General features: G+C 70.0%; 21 protein-coding genes and 1 pseudogene. 10 read left to right on the forward strand and 12 right to left on the reverse strand.

Translation table 11 applies throughout. From position 1 onward, the window contains the following. The first annotated feature begins 25 nt into the window (after positions 1–25). On the forward strand, positions 26–2,860 hold the full coding sequence (locus tag ACFVV1_RS14675) for a DEAD/DEAH box helicase (RefSeq protein ID WP_389989476.1): 2,835 nt from the start codon (positions 26–28) through the stop codon (positions 2,858–2,860). A 175-nt stretch (positions 2,861–3,035) separates the two neighbouring features. Here ACFVV1_RS14675 and ACFVV1_RS14680 read toward each other — a convergent pair whose 3' ends face one another. The 5 genes from ACFVV1_RS14680 to ACFVV1_RS14700 all read right to left on the reverse strand — a co-directional run bounded on the left by ACFVV1_RS14680 (position 3,036) and on the right by ACFVV1_RS14700 (position 7,746). Further along, a complete protein-coding gene (locus ACFVV1_RS14680; protein ID WP_389989478.1) occupies positions 3,036–3,479 on the reverse strand; it encodes an SPW repeat protein in 444 nt (147 codons plus the stop codon). Between the two features lie 86 nt (positions 3,480–3,565). Continuing rightward, positions 3,566–4,558, reverse strand: a complete 993-nt coding sequence (locus tag ACFVV1_RS14685; protein ID WP_389989480.1) for an ADP-ribosylglycohydrolase family protein — start codon at positions 4,556–4,558, stop codon at positions 3,566–3,568. 43 nt (positions 4,559–4,601) lie between these two features. After that, positions 4,602–6,137, reverse strand: coding sequence for a molybdopterin-dependent oxidoreductase (locus ACFVV1_RS14690; RefSeq protein WP_389989616.1), 1,536 nt, complete (start codon positions 6,135–6,137; stop codon positions 4,602–4,604). Between the two features lie 260 nt (positions 6,138–6,397). Further along, the gene (locus tag ACFVV1_RS14695) at positions 6,398–7,165 is read right to left on the reverse strand and encodes an anti-sigma factor domain-containing protein (protein ID WP_389989482.1); all 768 of its coding nucleotides are present in this window, start codon (positions 7,163–7,165) and stop codon (positions 6,398–6,400) included. After that, positions 7,162–7,746 (reverse strand): sigma-70 family RNA polymerase sigma factor, encoded by a 585-nt coding sequence (locus ACFVV1_RS14700; RefSeq protein ID WP_389989484.1) that lies wholly within the window; start codon positions 7,744–7,746, stop codon positions 7,162–7,164. The genes ACFVV1_RS14695 and ACFVV1_RS14700 overlap by 4 nt, the downstream gene beginning before the upstream one ends. Positions 7,747–7,937: 191 nt before the next feature. On the opposite strand from ACFVV1_RS14700, the gene ACFVV1_RS14705 reads away from it, so the two are divergent. The 3 genes from ACFVV1_RS14705 (at position 7,938) to ACFVV1_RS14715 (ending at position 10,641) form a co-directional block, all read left to right on the forward strand. Then, entirely contained in the window at positions 7,938–8,600 is a 663-nt protein-coding gene (locus ACFVV1_RS14705) for a PadR family transcriptional regulator (protein WP_389989486.1), read from the forward strand. Between the two features lie 233 nt (positions 8,601–8,833). Further along, positions 8,834–9,865, forward strand: coding sequence for an ATP-binding cassette domain-containing protein (locus ACFVV1_RS14710; protein ID WP_389989488.1), 1,032 nt, complete (start codon positions 8,834–8,836; stop codon positions 9,863–9,865). After that, positions 9,862–10,641, forward strand: a complete 780-nt coding sequence (locus ACFVV1_RS14715) for an ABC transporter permease (protein ID WP_389989490.1) — start codon at positions 9,862–9,864, stop codon at positions 10,639–10,641. Before ACFVV1_RS14710 ends, ACFVV1_RS14715 begins: the two co-directional genes overlap by 4 nt. A gap of 54 nt (positions 10,642–10,695) precedes the next feature. Here ACFVV1_RS14715 and ACFVV1_RS14720 read toward each other — a convergent pair. Together ACFVV1_RS14720 and ACFVV1_RS14725 are read right to left on the reverse strand one after the other, a co-directional pair. Next, positions 10,696–11,121: pseudogene (locus tag ACFVV1_RS14720) on the reverse strand (ABA4-like family protein); the annotation flags it as partial. Continuing rightward, positions 11,118–12,047, reverse strand: a complete 930-nt coding sequence (locus ACFVV1_RS14725; RefSeq protein ID WP_389989618.1) for a hypothetical protein — start codon at positions 12,045–12,047, stop codon at positions 11,118–11,120. The gene ACFVV1_RS14725 and the pseudogene ACFVV1_RS14720, both read right to left, overlap by 4 nt. Before the next feature lie 204 nt (positions 12,048–12,251). On the opposite strand from ACFVV1_RS14725, the gene ACFVV1_RS14730 reads away from it, so the two are divergent. After that, complete coding sequence (locus ACFVV1_RS14730) at positions 12,252–12,980, forward strand: MerR family transcriptional regulator (RefSeq protein WP_389989492.1); 729 nt, start codon at positions 12,252–12,254, stop codon at positions 12,978–12,980. 63 nt (positions 12,981–13,043) lie between these two features. Here ACFVV1_RS14730 and ACFVV1_RS14735 read toward each other — a convergent pair whose 3' ends face one another. Both ACFVV1_RS14735 and ACFVV1_RS14740 read right to left on the reverse strand, forming a co-directional pair. After that, positions 13,044–13,886 carry a siderophore-interacting protein gene (locus tag ACFVV1_RS14735; protein WP_389989494.1) on the reverse strand — a complete coding sequence of 281 codons (843 nt, stop codon included), beginning with the start codon at positions 13,884–13,886 and terminating at the stop codon, positions 13,044–13,046. Between the two features lie 73 nt (positions 13,887–13,959). Then, positions 13,960–14,868, reverse strand: coding sequence for a 5'-3' exonuclease H3TH domain-containing protein (locus tag ACFVV1_RS14740; RefSeq protein ID WP_389989620.1), 909 nt, complete (start codon positions 14,866–14,868; stop codon positions 13,960–13,962). Between the two features lie 359 nt (positions 14,869–15,227). On the opposite strand from ACFVV1_RS14740, the gene ACFVV1_RS14745 reads away from it, so the two are divergent. The 4 genes from ACFVV1_RS14745 (at position 15,228) to ACFVV1_RS14760 (ending at position 20,360) form a co-directional block, all read left to right on the forward strand. After that, the gene (locus tag ACFVV1_RS14745) at positions 15,228–16,301 is read left to right on the forward strand and encodes a glycine betaine/L-proline ABC transporter ATP-binding protein (RefSeq protein ID WP_389989496.1); all 1,074 of its coding nucleotides are present in this window, start codon (positions 15,228–15,230) and stop codon (positions 16,299–16,301) included. Then, on the forward strand, positions 16,294–18,930 hold the full coding sequence (locus tag ACFVV1_RS14750; RefSeq protein ID WP_389989498.1) for an ABC transporter permease/substrate binding protein: 2,637 nt from the start codon (positions 16,294–16,296) through the stop codon (positions 18,928–18,930). The genes ACFVV1_RS14745 and ACFVV1_RS14750 overlap by 8 nt, the downstream gene beginning before the upstream one ends. 161 nt (positions 18,931–19,091) lie before the next feature. Then, entirely contained in the window at positions 19,092–19,637 is a 546-nt protein-coding gene (locus tag ACFVV1_RS14755) for a helix-turn-helix domain-containing protein (protein WP_389989500.1), read from the forward strand. A gap of 15 nt (positions 19,638–19,652) precedes the next feature. Beyond that, positions 19,653–20,360: a helical backbone metal receptor gene (locus tag ACFVV1_RS14760; protein WP_389989502.1), complete on the forward strand. Its 708-nt coding sequence runs from the start codon at positions 19,653–19,655 to the stop codon at positions 20,358–20,360. On the opposite strand, the gene ACFVV1_RS14765 is transcribed toward ACFVV1_RS14760, so the two are convergent. Next, positions 20,299–21,450 carry a TDT family transporter gene (locus ACFVV1_RS14765; protein ID WP_389989503.1) on the reverse strand — a complete coding sequence of 384 codons (1,152 nt, stop codon included), beginning with the start codon at positions 21,448–21,450 and terminating at the stop codon, positions 20,299–20,301. The genes ACFVV1_RS14760 and ACFVV1_RS14765 overlap by 62 nt on opposite strands. Before the next feature lie 70 nt (positions 21,451–21,520). Between ACFVV1_RS14765 and ACFVV1_RS14770 the strand changes: the two genes are divergently transcribed. Beyond that, the gene (locus ACFVV1_RS14770; RefSeq protein WP_389989505.1) at positions 21,521–22,465 is read left to right on the forward strand and encodes a LysR family transcriptional regulator; all 945 of its coding nucleotides are present in this window, start codon (positions 21,521–21,523) and stop codon (positions 22,463–22,465) included. A 33-nt stretch (positions 22,466–22,498) separates the two neighbouring features. On the opposite strand, the gene eutC is transcribed toward ACFVV1_RS14770, so the two are convergent. Then, complete coding sequence (gene eutC, locus ACFVV1_RS14775) at positions 22,499–23,245, reverse strand: ethanolamine ammonia-lyase subunit EutC (protein WP_389989507.1); 747 nt, start codon at positions 23,243–23,245, stop codon at positions 22,499–22,501. Beyond that, complete coding sequence (locus tag ACFVV1_RS14780; protein WP_389989509.1) at positions 23,242–24,642, reverse strand: ethanolamine ammonia-lyase subunit EutB; 1,401 nt, start codon at positions 24,640–24,642, stop codon at positions 23,242–23,244. Before ACFVV1_RS14780 ends, eutC begins: the two co-directional genes overlap by 4 nt. Positions 24,643–24,644: the final 2 nt, after the last annotated feature.

Consider the following 24,644-nt stretch of genomic DNA (forward strand, 5'->3'; position numbering starts at 1 on the left):
GGCGGCGGGTAGGCTCGTAAGCAAGATGACAGAGGACCTCTCACCAGCTGAGCGATACCAGGCTTCTCGGATCCGCGCCGCCGAGCTGGCCACCGCACTCGCGCCTTTCCGCGAGTTGTACGAATTCGATCTGGACCCCTACCAGATCGAGGCATGTGAGGCGCTGGAGGCCGGCAAGGGGGTGCTCGTCGCCGCTCCGACCGGTTCGGGCAAGACGATCGTCGGCGAATTCGCCGTGCACCTCGCGCTCGCGCAGGGCCGCAAGTGCTTCTACACCACCCCCATCAAGGCCCTGTCCAACCAGAAGTTCGCCGATCTGGTCAAGCGCTACGGACCGGACAAGGTCGGCCTGCTGACCGGCGACAACAGCATCAACGGCGACGCCCCGGTGGTCGTCATGACCACCGAAGTGCTGCGGAACATGCTGTACGCGGGCTCGGAGACGCTGCGCGGCCTGGGCTACGTGGTGATGGACGAGGTGCACTACCTCTCCGACCGCTTCCGGGGCGCCGTCTGGGAGGAAGTGATCATTCACCTCCCGGACTCCGTGACCCTGGTGTCACTGTCGGCGACCGTGTCCAACGCCGAGGAGTTCGGTGACTGGTTGGACACCGTCCGCGGTGACACCCAGGTCATCGTCTCCGAACACCGCCCCGTGCCGCTCTGGCAGCACGTGCTGGCGGGCCGCCGGATATACGACCTCTTCGAGGAGGAGACCGACCATGGCGGCCGCGGCACCGGACGCCGCGAGGTCAACCCCGACCTGGGCCGGCTCGCCCGGATGGAGAACCAGCGGGGATACAACCCGCGTGAGCGCCGCCGCGGAAAGATGGTCCGCGAGGCGGACCGCGAGCGCGAGCGCCGCGAGCGCAGCCGGATCTGGACCCCGGCCAGGCCCGAGGTCATCGACCGGCTGGACGCCGAAGGGCTGCTCCCCGCCATCACGTTCATCTTCAGCCGGGCCGCCTGCGAAGCCGCCGTGCAGCAGTGTCTGCATGCCGGACTCCGGCTCAACGACGAGGCCAAGCGACGGCTGGTCCGCGAGATCGTCGAGGAGCGGACCGCGTCCATCCCCGGCGAGGACCTCCATGTCCTCGGCTACTACGAGTGGCTCGAAGGACTGGAGCGTGGCATCGCCGCGCACCACGCCGGCATGCTGCCCACGTTCAAGGAAGTCGTGGAGGAGCTCTTCGTACGAGGGCTCGTCAAGGCCGTCTTCGCGACGGAGACGCTCGCCCTCGGCATCAACATGCCCGCACGCTCGGTCGTGTTGGAGAAGCTCGTCAAGTGGAACGGCGAACAGCACGCCGACATCACCCCCGGCGAGTACACCCAGCTGACCGGGCGGGCCGGACGGCGTGGGATCGACGTCGAAGGCCATGCGGTGGTGCTGTGGCAGCGCGGCATGGATCCGGGCGCGCTGGCCGGACTCGCGGGTACGCGGACGTATCCGCTGCGGTCCAGCTTCCGGCCCTCGTACAACATGGCCGTCAACCTGGTGCACCAGTTCGGGCGGCACCGTTCGCGCGAGCTGCTGGAGACCTCCTTCGCGCAGTTCCAGGCCGACCGGTCGGTGGTCGGGATCTCCCGGCAGGTCCAGCGGAACGAGGAGGGGCTGGCGGGCTACCGGGAGGGCATGACGTGTCACCTCGGTGACTTCGAGGAGTACGCGCGGCTGCGCCGCGACCTCAAGGACCGGGAGACCGAGCTCGCCAAGCAGGGCGCGTCGCAGCGGCGGGCCGCCGCGGCGGCGTCGCTGGAGAAGCTCAAGCCCGGCGATGTCATCCACGTGCCCACCGGCAAGTTCGCCGGACTGGCGCTGGTCCTCGACCCGGGGCTGCCGGGCGGACGGACCAATGGGCACGGGCACCGCGGGCTCGAATACCACGACGGGCCACGGCCGTTGGTGCTGACCGCCGAGCGGCAGGTCAAGAGGCTCGCCTCGATCGACTTCCCCGTTCCGGTGGAGGCGCTGGAGCGGATGCGGGTGCCGAAGTCGTTCAACCCGCGCTCGCCGCAGTCGCGCCGCGATCTGGCGTCCGCCCTGCGGACGAAGGCCGGGCACATAGCACCGGAGCGGCACCGCAGGGATCGGTCCCCCGCGGCCGACGACCGGGAGATCGCCCGCTACCGGGCGGCGTTGCGCGCACACTCCTGCCACGGGTGCGACGAGCGTGAGGACCATGCGCGATGGGCCGAGCGGTACCACCGGCTGCAGCGCGACACCAAGCAGTTGGAGCGGCGGATCGAGGGGCGGACGAACACGATCGCCCGCACCTTCGACCGGATCGTCGCGCTGCTCACCGAGCTCGACTACCTGCGGGGCAATGAGGTCACCGAGCACGGGCGGCGCCTCGCACGGCTCTACGGCGAGCTGGATCTGCTGGCGAGCGAATGCCTGCGGGACGGGGTGTGGGAGGGCTTGAACCCTGCCGAACTCGCTGCGTGCGTCTCGGCGTTGGTGTACGAGGCGCGGCAGGCCGATGACGCGGTGGCGCCGAAGCTGCCGTCGGAGCCCGTGAAGGCCGCGATGGCCGAGATGGTCCGGATCTGGGGCCGGCTCGATGCCCTGGAGGAGGACTTCAAGATCAACCAGGCGGAGGGGGTCGGCCAGCGCGAACCCGATCTGGGTTTTGCCTGGGCGGTCTACATGTGGGCGTCCGGGCGGTCGCTGGACGAGGTGCTGGGCGAGGTGGAGATGCCGGCCGGGGACTTCGTGCGGTGGTGCAAGCAGGTGATCGACGTGCTGGGGCAGATCGCGGCTGCGGCTCCGCGGGAGGGGAGTTCGGTGGCGCGCAGTGCGCGTAAGGCGGTGGACGCGGTGTTGCGGGGGGTCGTGGCTTACAGCTCTGTGGGGTGACGGGTCCGCGGCGTGCGGGGTGCCGGGTGTGGGGTGTCGGCGCGGTGGACTCCCGGACCCTGGGCACCGGAGCGCGGGTACCCGGACCCGGGGCACCGGAGCGTGGATCCGAGTCACCGGGCCCGTACGTCGTCGGCCGGTCCGCTTCGTGCGGGCCGGCCGACGACGCCCTTTTTCAGGTTGTGCGCTTGCCGCTCTTCATCGACACGCCCGCGCAGACCAGCCCCAGCAGCAGGGTCAGTCCGCCGATGATGACGTTGTTCAGGATGACGCCGAGGCCCGGGCTGCTGCCGACGACCCACGTGGAGGCGATCATCCAGGCGCCCATGGCGCAGATGGCCCAGCTCAGGCCGTACATCCGCTCCGGCATGACGGTGAAGCCGAGGCCCAGTGCCGCGATGGCGATACCCATGATCAGGTTGTGTGCCACGAGGGTGGGCTGGCTCGTCGTGAAGCCGAGCACCCAGGGCGAGATGGCGCAATAGAGACCGACGAGGAACACCGGTGCGTCCACGAGGGCCACGTCACGGCCACCGAGCATTCGGGCATAGCGATCGCGCATTTCGGTAACATCGGGGTGACTGGTGATGTCACGGCCGGTGTGCGAGAGGTTTGACATGGGGTTCGTCTCCTTCGCTCCTGCAGACCTGGCCGCCGTTTTGTGCGAAAAGCGGCCTGCAATGCCATTCTGCGCTTATCTGGCCCTTATGTGCAGGTCCGGGGTGTGCGAATGTCCGTGGGGATCGCGACGTGTGAGGCACGGTCCAGCTGCCCGGCCAGGTCCACCAGGTCAGGTGTCCGCAGCACCCGGTCCCCGTACCCCGGCAGCGGCACATGCAGGGGTTCCGACCAGCGTGCCGGAATCGCGCCGAGGCCGTACAGCGCCCCCGCCAGGCCACCGGTCACCGCCGCGACCGTGTCGGTGTCCCCGCCCACGTCCACCGCTGCGGCCAGGGCGTTCTCGTACGTATGTGTGGTGCGCAGCGCCCACAGCGCGGTGCCCAGGCACGGCCACACCGCACCGTTGAACTCCGTTGCCGTGTCCGGGTGCCAGCCGGGCGCGAGGACGGCGGCCCAGCGCTCGCGGTGATCCTCGTGCACGCGGTCCAGGGCGCCCGGAACGGCGGCGAGCGGATCGCCACCGTCCAGTGCCACCCGGATCAGTTCGTGCAGCACGGCGGTGCCCTCCCATGCGGCCCGGTCGCCATGCGTCAGCGCGGCGATCCGTCGCGCGGCGGCCATCGTCGCCACCTGCCCCGCCCGAGCGAAGTACACGGCCGACGTGGCCGCCCGCATCAGCGAACCGTTGCCCGCCGCGCGCCCATTGACCTGGAAGTGCAGCGCTGCCGCGATGTCCCAGGGCTCGCCGCTCGTCAGTACGTCCTCGGTCTGCAGTCCGATGTCCTTCGGCTCGCCCGCCGCCCATCGGCGAAACCGGCCGAACACGTCGGGGAGGTCGAGGCCGCCCCGCTCCAGCAGGGACTCCGCGACCAGCACGGCCATCTGGGTATCGTCCGTGGCCTCGCCCGGCTCCCAGCCGCCGCCCCCGCACATCGTGCCGACACCGTCCGGGAAGCGTGCCGTGTACACACCGGCGGGGCCGAACTCGAACGGCGCCCCCAGCGCGTCACCGACCGCCGACCCGACGACGGCACCCACCACCCGGTCCTGCCGCTCCATCACGCTGCGACGTTTCATCCGGTCAGCGTACGGAGGGCGATCTCCCGGGTGCCCCGTTCAGTCAGGACACGTCGACCATCACCGAGTGCCAGCCTGTCGCTCCGTTGGGCACGGTGCCGACGCGGTCGCCGGTCTGGGTGGCGCCCGTTCCGTCCGTGGCGCGGACCTCGAGGGTGTGATTGCCGGATGTGGCGGGCCACTCCCACACCCACTGGCGCCAGGTGTCCCGGTTGTCCGCGGCGGCCAGCCGGGCCGTATGCCATTCCTCGCCGTCCACCCGGACCTCGACCCGCGAGATACCGCGGTGCTGGGCCCAGGCCACCCCGGCCACCGGCACCGTGCCGGCCTTCGGGGAGGAGAACGGGCGGGGGGTGTCGATCCGTGACTCGGTCTTGATCGGCGCCTGCTGGGACCAGGACTGTTTGACCCAGTAGGCGTCGTACGCGGCGAACGTGGTGAGTTCGATGTCCTTGATCCACTTGCAGGCCGACACGTACCCGTACAGGCCGGGAACGACCATCCGGACCGGGAAGCCGTGCTCGAAGGGCAGCGGCTCGCCGTTCATGCCGAAGGCGAGCATCGCGTCGCGTCCGTCCATGGCCGTTTCGACCGGTGTGCCGATCGTCATGCCGTCGACGGAACGCGCGACGATCTGGTCGGCGGGACCGCCCTTCGACGGCGGCCGAACCCCGGCCTCGCGCAGCAGATCCGCCAGCCGTACGCCGATCCATCTGGCGTTGCCGACGTAGGGGCCGCCGACCTCGTTGGACACGCAGGCCAGGGTGATGTCGCGCTCGATGATCTCTCGGCTCAGCAGGTCGTGGAAGTCGACGGTGACGGGCCGGGCCACCCCCTTGCCATGGATCTTCAGCTGCCAGGTGCCGGCATCGACGCGTGGCACGACCAGAGCCGTGTCCACCCGGTAGAAGTCCTTGTTCGGGGTGACGAAGGAACTCAGCCCCCGGATCCGCAGATCGGCGCCCGCAGGGATGGCCGGTGCGGCGGATTCCGGCACGGGGAGGACCAGGTTGTGGCGTGAAGCGGTGGCCCCGGCCTGGACGGAGGAGGTCAGCCGCCGTCCCAGAATTCCCGCGCCCGCCGAGGCCGCCGCCGCCGTGGTCGCCGCGACAACGAAGCCGCGGCGGTCGAAGGTGTCGTATGCCTCTGCCTCCCTCTCCCCGGCCGTGGGAGAGGGAGGCAGAGCCGGCGTGAGCCGTCCGGCCAGGAGATACAGCACCCCCGCAGCCACCACGGCACCCACCACCGAAGGCAGCGCGTCGGCAGGTGCGCCTTCCGGACGCCCTGCCGCCGCCACGGCCCCGACCAGACCGAAGACCAGGACGGCAGCGGAACCGAGCCACCGGTGCCGCAGTGCCAGCACGCCGACCACCACGGCGAAGAGCGCCAGGAGAACCAGGATCCCGAGCCGGAGCACCAGCTTGTCGGCGGTGCCGAAATTCTGTACGGCGAACTCCTTCACGGCCGGGGGAGTGCGGTCGATCACCGCACTCCCCACTGCCGTGACCGGGCCTGCCTCGGGGCGTACGACAGCCGCGACCAGTTCGGCGACGGCCAGGGCGCAGAACCCGGCGATCAGACCGCTGAGCGCGGCGAGGGTGGTGCGTGCCCAGTGGGATCGCCGGGGCCGGGCCGCTCCGGCCTGCTGCGCATCTTCTCGGTCTTCAGTCACAACCAGGATTCGTCGCCGGGCGCCGGGCGGATTGGTCCGGCACCCGATGGGATGTGAGTTTCTTTTCGGCGCCGGCCAGTTGTGGCGGACTTGCGCACACCCACGAACTCGCCGTGTCCGTCAGGCAAGGGCTCGGGCCTCATGCCTGCCGGCAGCCGTACCGCGGGTCAGGCCGCTGGGATGGGCAGCAGGGCCAACGGGGCGGACGTCGGATGAGCGGACCCGCCGGCCGGTTCGACAGTGATGCCTATGCCGGAGGCGCGGTCGACGGGGCCGTCCAGCAGCATCGCGTGCTGCGGTGTCGTGGTGTTCGGCGCCTTCATGAGGCCCGCGGAACGCATCGTGCCGTCATCGTCGAACCACAGCTGATACACCGTGCCGATCGGTGGTTCCCGCATTCCCGACGCCAGGAAGACGGCGCGGTTCTCCTTCTTGGAGACCACCACGGTGCCCTTCGCCCCGCCCCCGAGCGTGCTGGATTCGGCATGGGCGTCCGGTGCCGCCAGGACCTGGGCCAGCTGTGCGTTCTGCCGCTGTGCGGTACGGGCGTCCGCCCGGGCGGTCCGCGCCTCCTGGTTCTGCCACACGGCGATCCCGCCGAAGCCGACGGCGGCCGCCAGGCACGCGGCCAGGACGACCCTCGGCCACCGGCCCGCCCGGTTCGCACCGCCTCCGGTGGTGCGCGCCGGCCGGGCGTCCGACAGGGATCCCTGCTGTACGGTCGTGATCTCCCGCAGCACCCGTTCGCGCAGCTCGGGCGGTGGTGTGCGGGCCACCGCGAGCCCGAGCCGGGTGGCGGTCTCCGACAGCTCGCGCACCTCCACGGTGCAGGCCTCGCAGTCGCCGAGATGGCGTTCGAACTCCCGCCGCTCGGCCTCCGGCAGGGCCTGCAGAGCGTACGCCCCGGTCGGTGCGTGCAGTTCGGCGTCGCTCATACGCTCGCCCCGAGGCAGTCGCGCAGCCGGATCAGTCCGTCGCGCAGCCGCGTCTTGATCGTCCCGAGCGGTACGGAGAGCAGCTCCGACACCTCGCGATACGTCAGCCCCCGGTAGTAGGCGAGGTCCACGGACTGCCGTTGCACCTCGGAGAGCGTCCGCATGCAGCGGCGGACCTGTTCGCGCTCCAGCCGGCTCTCGACCTGCTCGGTGACCTCGTCGAAGGCGGGCGTTCGGTCCAGCAGCGCGGCCCTGTGCTCACGGGCCGCCGACGCCTCGGCCGAGCGCACCCGGTCCACGGCCCGGCGATGGGCCAGTGTCAGCACCCAGCTCATCGCGCTGCCGCGGGCGGCCCGGAACCGAGGGGCGGTGCGCCACACCTCGACCAGCACCTCCTGCGCGACCTCCTCCGACTGGGCGGGATCGCGCAGCACGCTCCGTACGAGCCCGAGGACCGGCCCGCCGACCGCGTCGTACACCTTGGCGAACGCGTCCTGATCGCCTCGGGCGACCATCTCCAGGAGCTCCTGGAGATCGGGCCCGGCCGAGGGCGCTGCGCCGATGTACACGGCTTCTTTCACGCGGGCGTCCTCCCTGATTGCGCATCGGCTCTCTCCAGGTGTTCCGGAGCCGAGAGCAGCGCGGATGGGTCAGTGCGCGAGATCCTTCCATGCGTCCCAAAGCTCGCGATACATCGTGGTTGACGCGTTCGGACGAACGCGATACGTTCGGCCACGAGTATTCGGTGGCGAGTTGAAGGGTGGTGAGCGCGGTGGCCAAGCGGCGCAAGCTCGGGAATCCACTGGCGCTGACGGTCATGGTGCTGCTCGCCGAGCGTTCCATGCATCCGTACGAGATCGCCCAGACGCTTCGCCGGCGCGGCAAGGAACACAGCGTCAAGATCAATTTCGGCTCCCTGTACACCGTCGTCCAGAACCTGGAGAAGCACGGTTACGTCGAGGTCGCGGGCGTCCAGCGACAGGGCAACCGCCCCGAGCGCACGCTCTACGGCATCACCGAGGCCGGGCGCGTGGAGATGCTCGACTGGCTCTCCGACCTGCTCGCCGTGCCGGCCGTCGAGTACCCGGTCTTCGAGACGGCCCTGTCGCTTCTGCCGGTGCTGCCGCCGGAGGAGGTGGCCGAGCTGATGGAGACCCGCGAGGCGGCCCTGGAGATCCAGGCCGCGGCGCTCCGGGGGGTCCTCGGTCAGCTGGGAGACGAGCTGCCCCGCCTCTTCGTCGTCGAGACCGAATACCAACTCCACATGATCGACGCACAGCTGGAATGGATCAAGAACTTCCGCCAGGAACTCACCGACGCCACGATCAGCGGTATCGAGGAGTGGAAGTCCTTCCATGAATCCGGTGAAGTCCCGCAGGACTGGCAGGAGTTGGACGAGCAGGAGATCGTCCTGAACTCGGAGCGGAAGGCGTAGCGCACAACCGGAGAGAACGCAGGACCGAAGCAGAGGGAAAGACCCCGGCGGAAGCTGTTGGAGCAGCGACCGCCGGGGTCTCGAACCCCGGACCGGCCATGCCGTGAAGGCGAGCCGGGCGATCGAGGTGCGGCACACCCAGGATAGCCCGGCGCTCTTCACGCGGATCGGCTCGGCATGCCCGCGTGCTCGGTGTACCCGAGCACCCCCGCTGACCACAGGAGAGCTCTGCCATGAGCACCCGTGCGCCCGCAGTAGCGGCGCGACAGCTGATCAAGACCTATCCCGGCGGCGTCACCGCGCTGCGCGGCATGGACCTCGACGTCGACGCCGGCACGGTCTTCGGACTCCTCGGCCCCAACGGCGCCGGAAAGTCCACCACCGTCAAGATCCTCACGACCCTGGCCCGCCCCGACTCGGGCACCGCGAGCGTCGCCGGACACGATGTCCTGCGCCACCCCGACCGGGTCCGCCGCGCGATCGGAGTCGTCGCCCAGAAGTCCGGCGCCGACCCGGTCGCCACCGGCCGCGAGAACCTCCTGCTCCAGGGCAGGCTGTACGGGATGCGGGGCTCCGCCGTCCAGCGCCGCGCCGATGAACTGCTGGACCGCTTCGATCTCGCCGACGCCGGAAAGCGCCAGGTCAAGGGGTACTCCGGCGGAATGCAGCGCCGCCTCGACGTCGCGCTCGGCCTCGTCCACCGCCCCGAGGTGCTCTTCCTCGACGAACCCACCACCGGACTCGACCCCGAGGCCCGCACGGCCATGTGGGACGAGATCTCCCGGCTGGCCGGCGACGAGGGGCTGACCATCGTCCTCACGACGCACTACCTGGAGGAGGCCGACCGGCTCGCCGAACGCATCGCGATCGTCGACCGCGGCCGGATCGTCGTCGAGGGCGCCCCCGACGACCTCAAGGGCGAACTCCGCGGCGACGCCGTCCACATGGAGTTGCGCGCCGACGGCGACACCAGGGCGGTCGACGCCGCGCTCACCGGACTGCCCGGGGTGCACGAGGTGCTGCTCGACGGCCGCCGGGTGAGCGTGCGCGCCGAGGACGGTGCGGCCGCCGTCCCCGTCCTGCTCGCCGCGCTGGAGCGGGCCGGTGCGGCGGTCGCCGCTGCCACCGTGGCCCGCCCCTCCCTCGACGACGTCTATCTGCGCTACGCCGGACGCCGTTTCTCCGAAGCCGAAGCCGAAGCCGATGCCGGTGGCGCCGACGCCCGACAGGTCCCCGCCCCCACCCCCGCCGGAGGCGCCCGATGAGCAGCCAAGTCCTCGTCCAGACCTGGTACATGACCCAACGTCATCTCATGGCGGTCGTCCGTCAGCCGATCTTCCTGGTGATCTCTCTCGTCCAGCCGGTGATCTGGTTGTTCCTCTTCGGCAACCTCTTCAGGAAGGTCGTCGAGCTCGGCGGCTTCGGCACCACGTTCTATCTGGACTACCTGATCCCCGGCATCGTGGTGATGAGCGCCCTCGGATCGAGCATGTGGGCCGGCATGGGCACCCTGGAGGAGATCGAGCGCGGCACGCTCAACCGCTTCCTGACGACGCCCGTCAGCCGCAACGCGCTGATGAACGCCAACGTCGTGCAGAACGGCATCAGCACCGCCGTGCAGTCCGTCGTCATCGTGCTGCTCGGCCGGGTCGCCGGAGCCACCTACCCGGGCGGCGCGGGCGGCCTGCTGATCCTGGTCGTCGCGTCGATCCTGCTCGGCACGGTCTTCGGTGCGCTCTCCAACGCCCTGGGCATGCTGGTCCGTCAGCGCGAGTCGATCATCGGCATCAACACCTTTCTACTGCTGCCGCTGACCTTCCTCTCCTCCTCCTTCATGGCCCCGAGCCAGATGCCGTCCTGGATGCGGCACATCGCCGACTTCAACCCGGTCAACTGGGCGATGGTGGCGGGCCGTTCGGCGCTGTCCTCCGATCCCGAATGGGGTCTGGTGCTCGGCCGCGGGGGAGCCCTGCTGGTCCTCGCGGTGGCGGCGGTCCGGCTGTCGACCCGTACGTTCCGCTCGTACCAGAAGTCCGTCTGAACCCAAGCCCTGTCGCGGCGACGCGTGGCCGGCCCGGCCCTGGATTCCGTTCCCGGGCCGGGCCCTCGGCTTCAGTACCGCGCGCAGGGGGAGGAAGACCAGCAGTGCGAACGGCGACAGCAGAATCGTCAGCACCAGCAGCGGGCCCATCGCCAGCGGAGAGATCCCCAGTCGGCGGCCCTCCAGGAACATCCACTGGCCCAGCAGCAGATCCCAGGCGATGACCTGCGCCCAGATCGCCCCCGCCCCGTTCGCCAGGGCCATCAGCTCGCGGAAGGTGTCGATGTCGGGGCTGCGCACCGCGTCCCAGAGCTCGGGGAAGACCGGCACGGCCATGAACAGATAGACCGCGAGCACCGGCAGGACGGTGAGCGGGGACGCGGCGACGCGTGCCGTGAGGCGCCAGTTCGGCGCGAGGATCATGAGCAGCCAGAACGGGGCCGCCAGGAAGAACGAGATCTCGAAGAGCGCGCCGGTCATGCCATGAGCTCCTTGTCGGAAATATCGGAGGCGGAATCTGGATCGGCCTTCTGTGGTGCGGCAGTTGACCTCAGTGCCGCATAGCCGCAGGCGGCACTCGCCGCCACGATCAGGGCCGCGGCGCCGAGCGTCGCGCCGTCCGGGTGGATCAGCGGCCGGCCTCGCAGCGCCTGCCAGGCGACCAGCGCGACGACTGCCGCGTACACGCCGGCGGCGACCATTACCAGCCGGAGCCGGACCCGCGGGTCGCGCAGCCGGGGGAAGCGCGGAGCCAGTGCGAGCAGCGCGAGCAGGAAGAGCGGCAGCAGTTGGAGTGCGTGCATGCCGACGAAGTGCGGTATTCGCAGATCGCCGCCCGTCGTCGACCAGCCGGTGAGCGGCATCGACGAGCCGCCGTCCGGTACGCCGACGGAATGCGCGCCGATCACATCGGCGGTGTCCAGGTTCCCCGCCGCCCGCTGCCCGGGTGTGGGCTGCGTCATCAGGAAGCCGAATCCGGCGCCCACCAGGGCGATCAGGACACCCGAGCGGATCGCCCAGGCTGCGGCGCGGTCGGCGATCCGGGCTCGCAGCAGCAGGATGGCTATGACCAGCGTGCCGGTCCAGAGCACGGCGACGGTGATGCCCATCAGGTTGAACAGCGTCTCGTCGAACGGCGTGGCGTGGTTGAAATGGCTGCGCTTGCCGCGGATCACCTGGCCGGTGATGATCACCATCTCGCCCAGGCTGGACAGCGCGACCACGGTCCCGGCCCACCATCCGACGCGCCGGCCACGGGTGACCAGCGTCAGCATCCAGGCGAGCGCGAGTGCGTAGACGACGAACGAGACCGCGAACTTGAACGGCTTGAACCAGATCGCGGCGCCTGCCAGGACCCGGTCGTCGGCCATCAGCCCCACCGCCGATACGACCGTGATGACGACCATCGCCGCCGCGAAGAGGACTAACGGCCGGTGCCATGAACGCCATGAAGCCCATGAAGACATGAGGATCCCCCTTGAAAATATGGATAGCGGTACTTCCTACTATCCGATAGTGGAACTATCTATGATGGGTCGGGGGGTTGGCAAGCGCGGAAGGAAGAACACGCGGTGCGCATCGGTGAGTTGAGTCGCAGGTCCGGGGTTCCGGTGCCGACGATCAAGTTCTATGTACGTGAAGGGCTGTTGCCCGCCGGGAAGTTGACCAGCCCGAACCAGGCGAGTTACGACTCCGGCCATGAGCGCAGGCTGCGGCTGATCCGTGCCCTGCTCGATGTCGGCGGGCTTTCGCTCGCGGCCATCGGGGATGTTCTCCGGGCGGTCGAGGACCCGGAGCAGCCGGTGCACAAGGTGCTGGGCGTCGCGGCGAAGCGCCTGACCCCGCTTCAGGGGGGCGAGCCGGGGCCCGAACTGGACGACGCCCGCGACGAGGTGGCGGAGCTGGTGGAACGGCGCGGCTGGCTGGCCAATGCGAGCAGTCCGGCCGGTGAGTGCCTGGCCGGGGTGCTCGTCGCGCTGCGGCGGGCCGGGCATGGCGGATTCGTCGGACTGCTCGACGACTACGCGGCCGCCGCCGAACCGGTCGCGCGGGCCGACCTGGACTACGTGGGGCGGCGGGTGGCGCGCGAGGACCTGGTGGAGAGCGTGGTCGTCGGCACGGTTCTGGGGGAGGCGATGTTCAGCGCGCTGCGACGGCTCGCGCACGTGGACGCGTCCGCGCGCGCGTACGAGACGGTGGGTGACGGAGAGGCGCGTGCCGACGGCAACCGTGACGGTGACGGTGACGGCGGGGGCGAGGCGGGTGCGTACGGCGACGGTGGCGGTGGGGCGCGTAGCGACGGTGGCGGTGGGGCGGTGGTGCCTGGCGCCGGTGAGTGAGCCGGCGCTCCGGGAACGCGTACGCCCCGGTCGGGGACCGGGGCGTACGGGAGTGAACCGGTGCTACGCCGCCTTCTCCTGCTCGCGCTCCACCTGTGCGTTCCACTCGCGCTTGACCGAGCGCCAGGCGTCGTCGTTCTGACCGAGCCGCCAGTAGCCCGAGATCGACAGCTGGGGGAGCGGGATTTGGCGGTCCAGGCGCAGATGGCGGCGGATGTCCCTCACGAAGCCCGCCTCGCCGTGGACGAACGCCTGGACCTCGCCCGCCGGAAACTCCAGCTCCTTCACCGCGGCGGTCAGTGCCTCGCCGACCGGCCGCTCCCCGCGGTGCAGCCAGGTGACCTCGATGCCGCCGGGCGTCACGATCTTCTGCTCCTCCGCCGCGTCCGCCACCTCGATGAACGCGTGCACCACCGCGCCCGCCGGTATCTGCTCCAGGGTCGCCGCGATGGCCGGGAGGGCGCTCTCGTCGCCCGCCAGGAGGTGCCAGTCCGCCGAGGCGTCCGGACCGTAGCCCCCGCCCGGGCCGAGGAACGTCACCTGATCGCCGGGGGCCGCCCGCATCGCCCAGGGGCCGGCGAGGCCCTCGTCGCCATGGACCACGAAGTCGATGGTCAGCTCCCGGGCGACCGGATCCCAGGAGCGCACCGTGTACGTGCGGGTGGTGGGCCACAGCTCCCGCGGCTGCTCCTCGCGGATGCGGGCCATGTCGAACGGGTGCGCGTAGTCCGCACCCTCGGGGGCGAAGCAGAGCTTGACGTAGTGGTCGGTGAACCCGGAGAGCCCGAAATCGGCGAGACCGTCACCGCCGAGCACCACGCGGACCATGTGCGGGGTGATCTGCTCGGTGCGCAGAACGTGGGCTCCCTGCGCCTTGGGTGCCTGCCGTGCCGGTCGTTCTGCCACGAGGTTCTCCCTGCTCCGATTGCTTAGGCTTACCTAAGTTAGCATCTCGGCCAGATGCTGGGGAGGGCCGGAGTCAGGCGCGCAGTGCGGAGAGCAGGCGTTGCAGCGCGCCGCCCAGCCCCCACCGCTTCGCGAGGGCTTCGAGTGCGACCGGATCGCGCGGCTCGGAGGGCAGTGCGGGGTCGAACTCCGGCAGGGGTACGTCACCGGCGACGCGGACCACCTTCGGCGCGACGGCGACGTAGTCCCGGGCCTCGTCGAGCCGCTTGCGCTGCGAGGGCGTCAGCTTGGCGGCCGGATCGTCGACCGCGGCCATGATTCCGGCCAGATCGCCGAAGGCGTCCAGCAATTTCGCCGCCGTCTTCTCGCCGATGCCCGGGACGCCGGGCAGCCCGTCGCTCGGGTCGCCGCGCAGCAGGGCCAGATCGACGTATCCGGAGCCGTCCACCCCGTACTTCTCCCGCAGCCACGCCTCGTCCGTCAGCTGGAGCGAGCCGACCCCCTTCAGCGGGTAGAGCACCCGCACCCCGCGGGCGTCGTCGACCAGCTGATAGAGATCCCGGTCGCCGGTGACGATGTCCACGGGACCGGTGGCCAGGCCCGTGAGCGTGCCGATCACGTCGTCCGCCTCGTAGCCCGCGACGCCGACCCGGGCGATGCCGAGCGCATCGAGCACGTCCTCGATGACCGGCACCTGCGGGGCCAGGGTGTCGGGGGTCTCCTCCTCGTCGGGCAGCCCCTCGGCGGTCTCCACCGCGACCCGGTGCGCCTTGTACGAGGGGATCAGCTCCACCCGCCAGTGCGGCCGCCAGTCCGCGTCCATGCAGGCGACCAGGTCGTCCGGCCGGTGGTCCTGCACCAGGCGCCCGATGAAATCGAGCAGCCCGCGCACGGCGTTGACCGGTGTCCCGTCCGGGGCGCGTACCGAATCGGGGACCCCGAAGTAGGCGCGGTAGTAGAGGGAGGCGGTGTCGAGGAGCATCAGGCGTCGCGTCACACCCCGATGATGCCGCACCCCACTGACAGGCCGTCGCACCTCACCGGGACCGGCCGCCGGGGACGCCGGGGCCGGGGGAGGCCCCGCCCCCCCGCAGAGCCCGCTCATGTGTGAGCTGGGTCACTCTTGTGTTTGGCTCGTGTAAGTGAGGGCAGGCGCGCAGCCGGAGCGGAGCACGTAGCAATTTCAACTACCGTACGTGCCATGCGGGCCGAATCCGCGTCGCTCCACGGTCTGCCGGAGGGGGTGGCAGACCGTTTTTCGGTTCAACCCGCGAGGTGTATGTGTCAAGGCTGCAAGCCGAACACTTGTACAAAGTATTTGGCAGACGACCCGATCAAGCCGTGCAGAAGCTCGAAAGCGGCGCCGACCGCGACGCGCTGCGCGCCGACGGAACGACCGCAGCGGTGATCGACGCCTCGTTCACCGTTGAACCGGGACAGATCTTCGTCGTGATGGGTCTGTCCGGGTCCGGAAAGTCCACGTTGCTGCGCATGCTCAACGGACTTCTGGAGCCCACAGCCGGACGCGTCCTGTTCGACGGCCAGGATCTGACCGCCCTGAGCCCCGCCGAACTGCGCCACGTCCGGTCCTCGAAGATCAGCATGGTGTTCCAGCACTTTGCGCTCTTCCCCCACCGCAGCGTGCTGGAGAACGCCGGGTACGGCCTCGAAGTGCAGGGTGTGCCGCGCGCCGAGCGCGAGAAGCGCGCCGCCGAGGCACTGGAGATGACCGGTCTCGCCGGCTGGGAGAAGTCCTGGCCCGACGAGCTGTCCGGCGGTATGCAGCAGCGCGTCGGCCTGGCCCGCGCCCTGGCCACCGACGCCGACCTGCTGCTGATGGACGAGTCCTTCAGCGCGCTCGACCCGCTGATCCGCCGCGACATGCAGGACCAGCTGCTCGAACTGCAGAAACGCCTGAAGAAGACGATCGTCTTCATCACCCACGACCTCAACGAGGCCATGCGCCTCGGCGACCGCATCGCCGTGATGCGCGACGGGAAGATCGTCCAGCTCGGCACCGCCGAGGACATCCTCGTCACCCCGGCCAACGACTACGTCGCCTCCTTCACCCAGGACGTCGACCGCTCCCGGGTGCTGACCGCAGGCGCGATCATGGCCGAGCCGCACACGGTCATGGGCACCACCACGGACGACGGCAAGGAGCTGCGTACCGCCGCCGACGTCCTGGCGGCCGCCCCGGCTACCGTCACCGAGTCCACGCCGATCATCGACCTCTTCACGCCCTGCTCGCAGAGCGGTGTGGCGGTCGCCGTGACCGACACCCGGGGCAAGCTCGTCGGCGTCGTACCGCGTGCCCGGCTGCTCGCCGTCCTCGGTGAGCCGATGACCCCCGCCGAGGCCCCGCAGGACGTCAGTCCCGGCGCGGTCGAAACGAAGAAGGTGGCCAATGTTTAGGCTCCCTCTCGGTGACTGGGTCGACTCCGCGGTCGAGTGGCTGCAGACCCACCTGTCCTGGCTGTTCGACGCGATCAGCTCGATCGTCAGCGGCATGTTCGACGGCATAGCCGCCGTGCTCTCCGCCCCCGCACCGCTGCTCTTCGCGGGCATCGTCGCCGTCATCGCCTGGTGGCTGCGCGGTCTGCTCGCGGGAGTGCTCGCCTTCGTCGGCTTCGCCCTCATCGACTCCGTCGAGCTGTGGGACGAAGCGATGGACACCGTCACCCTGGTGCTCGTCGCCACCATCATCGCGCTGGTGCTGTCCGTGCCGCTGGGCATCTGGGCGTCCCGCTCGAAGACCGTCAGCGCGGTGACCCGGCCGGTCCTGGACTTCATGCAGACCATGCCCGCCATGGTCTACCTGATCCCCGGTGTCATCTTCTTCGGCGTCGGCGTGGTGCCCGGCATCATCGCCACGATCATCTTCTCGCTGCCCCCGGGCGTCCGGATGACCGAGCTCGGCATCCGCCAGGTCGACGGCGAACTCGTCGAGGCGGCCGAGGCGTTCGGCACCACTCGGCGCAACACCCTGCTGCGGGTCCAGCTGCCGCTCGCCCTGCCCACGATCATGGCGGGCATCAACCAGGTCATCATGCTGGGCCTGTCCATGGTGGTCATCGCCGGCATGGTCGGCGGCGGCGGTCTCGGTGGTGCCGTCTACCGCGCCATCGGCAACGTCGACGTCGGCCTCGGCTTCGAGGCGGGCATCTCCATCGTCATCGTGGCGATGTACCTGGACCGGATGACCGGCGCGCTCGGCCGCGAGGTCTCCCCGCTCGCCCGCCGCGCGCTGGCGAAGGCGCAGTCGATGGCCGGCGGACTGAAGATCTGGAACTACCGCCCGCAGCCCGTCGTCGCCGTCTCCGGCATCGTCGTCCTCGCGCTCGTCGCAGGTGCCATGGGAATCTTCGGCTCGTCCGGCTCGGGCAAGTCCGCCGGCACCGCCGGCGGTTCGAACGTCGGTGCGGGCAAGAAGATCAGCATGGGTTACATCCCGTGGGACGAGGGCATCGCCTCCACCTTCCTCTGGAAGGAGCTGCTGGAGCAGCGCGGCTTCCAGGTCGACGTCAAGCAGTACGAGGCCGGTGCGCTCTACACCGGTATGGCCAACGGCCAGATCGACTTCGAGACCGACTCCTGGCTCCCCGTCACCCACGCCAGCTACTGGAAGAAGTACCACGACCGCCTGGAGGACATGGGCTCCTGGTACGAGCCCACCTCGCTGGAGCTGGCCGTCCCCTCGTACGTGAAGGACGTCCAGTCGCTGGACGACCTGAAGGGCAAGGCGTCGCAGTTCAAGGGCCGGGTCGTCGGCATCGAGCCGAGCGCCGGTGAAATGGGCCTGCTCAAGGACAAGATCCTGCCGGGCTACGGACTCGACAAGGAGTACAAGGTCGTCGACGGCTCCACACCGTCCATGCTGGCCGAACTGAAGCGGGCGTACGCCAAGAAGGAACCGATCGTCGTACCGCTCTGGTCGCCGCACTGGGCGTACAACCAGTTCGAACTGACCAAGCTCAAGGACCCCAAGAACCTCTGGGGCAAGGGCGACGGCATCCACACCCTGGCCCGCAAGGGCTTCTCCGCCGACAACCCCGAGGTCGGCGCCTGGCTCAAGAACTTCAAGATGAGCGAGGACCAGCTCACCAGCCTCGAAGCAGAGATCCAGAAGTCGGGCTCCGGCAACGAGCAGCAGGCCGTCCGCACCTGGCTGAAGGCCAACCCGGGCGTCGCCGACAAGTGGACCCCCGTCGCCAAGGCCGCTACGCCCAAGGGCGTGAACGGCAAGGACGAGCGCGACCGCGCCGTCGAGATGGCCTGGTTCCCCTGGGAGGAGGACATCGCCGCCACGTACCTGTGGAAGGCGGTCCTGGAGGAGCGCGGCTACAAGATCAACCTCAAGCAGTTCGAGGTCGGTCCGATGTACGCCGCGATGTCACGCGGCCAGATCGACGTGCAGTTCGACGGCTGGCTGCCGTACACCCAGAAGAACTACTGGGACAAGTACGGCTCCCAGCTGACCGACATCGGTTCGTGGTACGGCCCGACCTCCATCGAGGTCGCGGTGCCCTCGTACGTGAAGGACGTCAAGACCCTCGCCGACCTCAAGGGCAAGGCCTCGAAGTTCAAGGGCCGGATCATCGGCATCGAGCCGGGCACCGCCACGATGGAGAACCTCAAGAAGAACGTGCTGCCGACGTACGGCCTGGACAAGGAGTACAAGGTCGTCGACTCCTCGACGCCGGGCATGCTGTCCGAGCTGAAGCGCGCGTACGCCAAGAAGGAGCCCGTCGCGGTGCTGCTCTGGACGCCGCACTGGGCGTACAACGAGTTCAGCATGACCAAGCTGAAGGACCCCGAGAAGGCCTTCGGCAACGGCGACCGGCTGCACACCATCGCCAGCAAGGACTTCCCGAAGAACTACCCGCAGCTGACGAAGTGGTTCAAGAACTTCAAGCTGAGCGAGGACCAGCTCGCCGGCCTGGAGAACCAGATCCAGAGGCGCGGTGCGGGACATGAGGAAGAGGCCGTGAAGGCCTGGATGCAGAAGAATCCGGGCATCGCGGACACGATGGCCCCGCAGTAGGGCCCGACAGGACCCGAAAGACGGGAGGGGTGGGCACCGCCGACGGCGGTGCCCACCCCTCCCGTCTGTCCGGAAGACGCTCATCCACCGGCCGACCTTGCGCAACCGTGTGCGTAATGTGCTGGCAGCCGGGAGGATGACGAGTCGGGAGGGAGCCGGACATGGACGACAAGGAAGCACTCCGCGTGGGCGCCGCGGTCCGCCGACGGCGCAGATCCCTGGGGCTCACACTGGCCGCGGTCGCCACCCGCAGCGGCCTGTCCGTGCCGTTCCTCAGCCAGATCGAGAACGAGCGGGCCCGGCCCAGCGCCCGCTCCCTGGACCGGGTCGCCGAAGCGCTGGAGACCAGCACGGCACGGCTGCGCGCCGCCGCGGACTCGGCGCGTGCCGTCGATGTCGTACGGGCGGGCGAGGGCGACGGGGTACGCAGGGTGGTGCGCGGGCGTCATCAGCTCAGCGCCCTGGAGTTCACCGGCGAGCTCGACCTCGGGCGCGAGTTCCAGCACCGCAACGACGAGGTGATGTACGTGGCGCAGGGCGCGGCGGAGGTGGAGGCCGAGGGGCAGGCGTACCGGCTGGAGCAGGGCGACACGCTGTTCCTGTCCGGTGGGGTGCGGCACCGCTGGCGGGCCACGATGCCCGGTACGCGACTGCTGGTCGTCGCCGTCGCCGAGCACATCGACGCCACCTTCGACCCGCGTCGCTGAGAGAGGCTGTCCGCCGTGCGAGTCGTCTCCCTGGTTCCCTCCCTCACCGAGGCCGTCGCCGTCACCGCCCCCGGCCTGCTGGTCGGCGCCACCGACTGGTGCACCCACCCGCCCGGGCTGACCGCGGCCCGGATCGGCGGCACCAAGAATCCCGACGTGGCGGCGATCGTCGCGCTCCGGCCCGATCTCGTCGTCGCCAACGAGGAGGAGAACCGCGAACCCGACCTCGCGGCGATCGGGGCCGCCGGCATCGAGGTGCTCGTCACCACCGTCCGCACCCTCGACCAGGCCTTCGAGGAACTGGAACGGGTCCTGGCCACCGCGTGCGGACAGGGCAGGCCGCGCTGGCTGGACGAGGCCGAGGCCGCCTGGGCCGCACTCCCGCCGCCCCGTGCCCCGCGCCGTGCGGTCGTACCCGTCTGGCGCAGGCCCTGGATGGTGCTGGGCTGCGACACCTTCGCCGGGGACCTGCTGGCCAGGCTCGGCGTCGGGAACGTCTACGCGGACCACGCCGAGCGCTACCCCCGTATCCCGCTCGACGCACTCAACGCCGCGGGCGCCGACCTGGTCGTCCTGCCCGACGAGCCGTACCGCTTCACCGCGGACGACGGCCCCGAGGCCTTCCCCGCACTGCCTGCCGCGCTCGTCGACGGGCGATTCCTCACGTGGTACGGACCGTCACTGGCGCAGGCCCCTGCGGCGCTGCGAGCAGCGCTCCGCTGAGCAGCCCGCGCAGCGTCCGCAGCCCGGCCACCGCCCACGCCGCCACCAGCAGCACGTACAGCGCGACGGCCAGCCAGGTGTACGCCGTGAGACCCGTGTGCCGGGCCAGGCCCGTGGCGCCCGTGACACACGTACCGACCGGGAAGGTGAAGCCCCACCACGTCATGCTGAACGTCATGCCGTTCCGGACGGCGCGCACGACCAGCGCGACGGCCAGCGCCAGCCACATCAGCGCGAAGCCCATCACCGGCACCCCGTACAGCACGGCGAACACCCCCAGGCCCGAGTCGTACGGCGCCCCGATCGCCCCCGGCGCCACATCGGCGAGCTGATTGACCGCTGTCGTCGACTGGCCCAGCGGGCCGAGGACCAGGAACAGCGTGGGCGTCAGCACGAGCGGCAGCGGGCCCTGATGGACGAGCCGGGCGAAGATCAGCGGCAGCATCACCAGCGTGGCGAGCAGGCTCAGTCCGAACATCGCGTAACAGGCCAGCAGCATCGCCTCCCGCCACTGACCGGCGGGCAGCTCCGGCACCAGCAGCGGACCCAGCGCCGCGGAGACCATCGGAGCCACCACCGGCAGCAACCACACCGGCGACGCGGTGCCGGGCTCGACCCGATGGCGTACGACCATCAGATACGGGATCGCGACCGCGGCGGCCAGCCCGATCACCGTGCCCGCCGTGTACAGCACCACATCCAGGGCCAGCGCCGCCCCATGCCCGATGACGTCCCGGCCGACCACCATCGACGAGCCGCCCACCGCCAGCAGGGCCATCGAGAGACAGCCGTAGAACGGGGCGACGGCGGGGTCGAGCAGATGGGTGCGGGCCTGGTCGCGATGGGCGGCCCAGTGCCCGGCACGGGCCGCGAGCACCACCGCGAGCATGACCGTCGCGAGCGCCCACACCACCGTGCAGGCACCGCGCAGTCCCGGGACGTGCACGGGCAGCGTCGCCCCCGCGCTCGCGACGATCGCGGTGCCCATGACGGTCGCGTACCAGTTGGGGCCGACGTACCGCAGGTGAGGGAGCCGCAGGGCGGCCGGATACGGGACGGGAGACTGCTGTGTCTGCGGAAAGATGGCCATGCCACGATTTTCGCGGCAGGCGACGAACCCCACCAGAGACTCCATGTCTATGAGGTCATAAGCTGGCTTTATGTCCGGCGAAGAACATGTCCCCCTCTCCCACCGGGTGCCCGACCTCGGTGCGCTGGAACTGCTGCTCGCGGTCGCCCGGCACGGCAGCCTGGGGCGCGCCGCACGCGACGTCGGCGTCACCCAGCCCGCGGCCAGCAGCCGCATCCGGTCCATGGAGCGGCAGCTCGGCCTCGCCCTGCTGGACCGTTCGCCGCGCGGCTCCCGGCTCACCGACGCGGGCGCGCTGGTCACCGACTGGGCGCGGCCGATCGTCGAGGCGGCCGAGGCGTTCGACGCGGGCGCGCAGGCGCTGCGCGACCGGCGGGACTCCCGGCTGCGGGTCGCCGCCTCCATGACCATCGCCGAATACCTGCTGCCGGGCTGGCTGATAGCGCTGCGCGCCGAACGGCCGGACACCGCAGTCTCCCTGCTCGCCGGAAACTCGGCGGCCGTCGCGGGCCGGCTGCTCGTCGGCGAGGCCGACCTCGGCTTCGTGGAGGGCCTGTCCGTGCCGGAAGGCCTCGACGGCACGGTCATCGCCCACGACCGGCTGGTCGTCGTCGTCGCCCCGTCCCACGCGTGGGCCCGCCGCCGCACGCCGCTGACCCCTCAGGAGCTGGCCGCGACCCCACTGATCCTGCGTGAGTACGGCTCCGGCACCCGCCAGGTCCTGGACGCGGCCCTGGCCGTCCACGGCGGCCTCGCCCAGCCACTGCTCGAACTCTCCTCGACCACCGCGGTGAAGGGAGCGGCGGAGAGCGGCGCGGGCCCCTGCGTGCTGAGCGAACTGGCGCTCGGCGAGGAGCTGTCCTCCCGGCGCCTGGTCAAGATCCCGATCGCCGGAGTGCGACTGAGGCGCCAACTGCGCGCGGTATGGCCCTCCGGCCACCGCCCGACGGGGCCGGCGCGCGATCTGCTGTCGCTGACGGGCCGGGAACACCCACGAAACCCGTTCACCGACTGAGCGGCTGCGGGACACCCGCAGTCCGGTCCCGGCTCACGGCGGGTCGATGGGCAGCGGCGAGTCGTCGCACGTGAGCCCCACTCCCGACAGACCCAGCCGCAGGGACCGTGCCATCAGCGAAGCAAGAGCACGTGCGGCGGTCCGATAGCCGAGCCCGGTCGGCGGATGGATGTTGGAGAGGCAGTTCCGCTCGGCATCCAGCCGGCCGATACGTGGCGCGTACGTCAGATAGGCGCCGAGACTGTCGGCGGCACTGAGGCCGGGCCGCTCACCGATGAGCACCACTACCAGGCGTGCGCCGACCCGTTCGCCGATCTCGTCCCCGAGCGCTACGCGTGCCTGAGAGGCCAGGACGACGGAGGCGGTACCGACTGATCCGAGCCTCGGACGGAGCTCTTCCAGCAGGGGCGCAGCATGCCGGTGGACCGCTGTCGCCGAGAGGCCGTCCGCCACGACGACGACGAGGTCGCAGGCGCCGACCTCCAAGAGCCGCGCGAGGTCTGCGGGGTGCACCCGTCGGCCGAGATCGGGACGACGCAGATAGGCCGTGCGGTCCGGAGCCGAACTGCGCACCTCAACGATCGGGAGTCCGGTGAGGGACTCCCGTACGGACCGGAAGTCGACGGGCTGATGGACCGCGTCGCGCGCCTGTGCATGGGCCAGTTGGAACTCCAGCAGACGCCGGACCGGGAGCGCGTTGCCGCTCCGTCCAAGACCCACCCTGGCCGGAGTGTGCAGACGAAGGGGCCCCCACAGGTCCGGCCGTTCCCCGCCGTTCATCCGGCCCCCTTGAGCAGCGCATCCAGACCGGTCGCCAGCGGACTGTGCGCGACCGGTGCCACGACCCTGCGTTCGGAGTCGAACATGCCCATGCGGTCCATCCACGCCTCGAACTCGGGAGCGGGACGCAAGCCCAGGACCGACCGGACGTACAGAGCGTCGTGGAACGAGGTGCTCTGGTAGTTGAGCATGACGTCGTCCGAACCCGGAACGCCCATGACGAACGTGCAGCCGGCCACACCGAGCAGTGTCAGCAGGCTGTCCATATCGTCCTGATCGGCCTCGGCGTGGTTCGTGTAACAGACGTCGCAGCCCATCGGCAGGCCGAGCAGCTTTCCGCAGAAGTGGTCCTCGAGTCCGGCCCGGACGATCTGTTTGCCGTCGTAGAGGTACTCGGGTCCGATGAAGCCGACGACCGTGTTCACCAGCAGGGGGCGAAAGTGCCGGGCGACCGCGTACGCACGTGATTCGACCGTCTGCTGGTCGACCCCGTGATGGGAGTCGGAGGAGAGCGCACTGCCCTGCCCCGTCTCGAAATACATGACGTTGTCACCCACGTCGCCCCTGTTCAGGGAGCGTCCTGCGGCGTGGGCCTCGGCGAGCAGGGCGAGGTCGACGCCGAACGCACGGTTGGCGGCCTCGGTGCCGGCCACCGACTGGAAGACGAGATCGACGGGAGCCCCGCGCTCGATCGCTCGGATCGTGTTCGTGACATGCGTCAGCACGCATGTCTGGGTGGGGATTGCATACCGCTGCCTGATGTCGTCCGTCAGCCGCAGAAGCTCGACGGCGGCCGTGACGGAGTCGGTCGCGGGGTTGATGCCGATCACGGCGTCGCCACACCCGTACAGCAGCCCGTCGAGGATCGAGGCGGCGACCCCTTCGGGTGCATCAGTGGGGTGGTTCGGCTGCAGGCGAACCGACATCCGCCCCGGCAGACCGATGGTGTTGCGGAAGCGGGTGATGACCGCGCACTTCCGGGCGACCGCGATCAAATCCTGATTGCGCATCAGTTTACTTACGGCGGAGGCCATTTCCGGGGTGATGCCAGGAGCCAGTGCGGACAGTTCCGCGGAGGTGGCCTCGTAGGACAGCAGCCAGTCGCGGAATTCGCCCACCGTCATGTCGGCGACCGGGGCGAAGGCCGCCATGTCATGCGTGTCGACGATCAGCCGGGTCACTTCGTCGGTCTCGTACGGCACGACCGTCTCGTCGAGGAACGTGCGCAGCGGGAGATCAGCCAGTATCAGTCTCGCGGCAACCCGCTCGGCATCACTGGCAGCCGCGATTCCGGCAAGCTGATCACCGGAGCGTGCGGGGCTTGCCCGGGCCAGCACGGTCCGCAGATCGGGAAAGCGGTATCCGGACACACCGACCGAGGTCGTGTAGCGCGTCACGT

This window comes from Streptomyces sp. NPDC058092 (assembly GCF_042884935.1).
Lineage (GTDB): Bacteria > Actinomycetota > Actinomycetes > Streptomycetales > Streptomycetaceae > Streptomyces.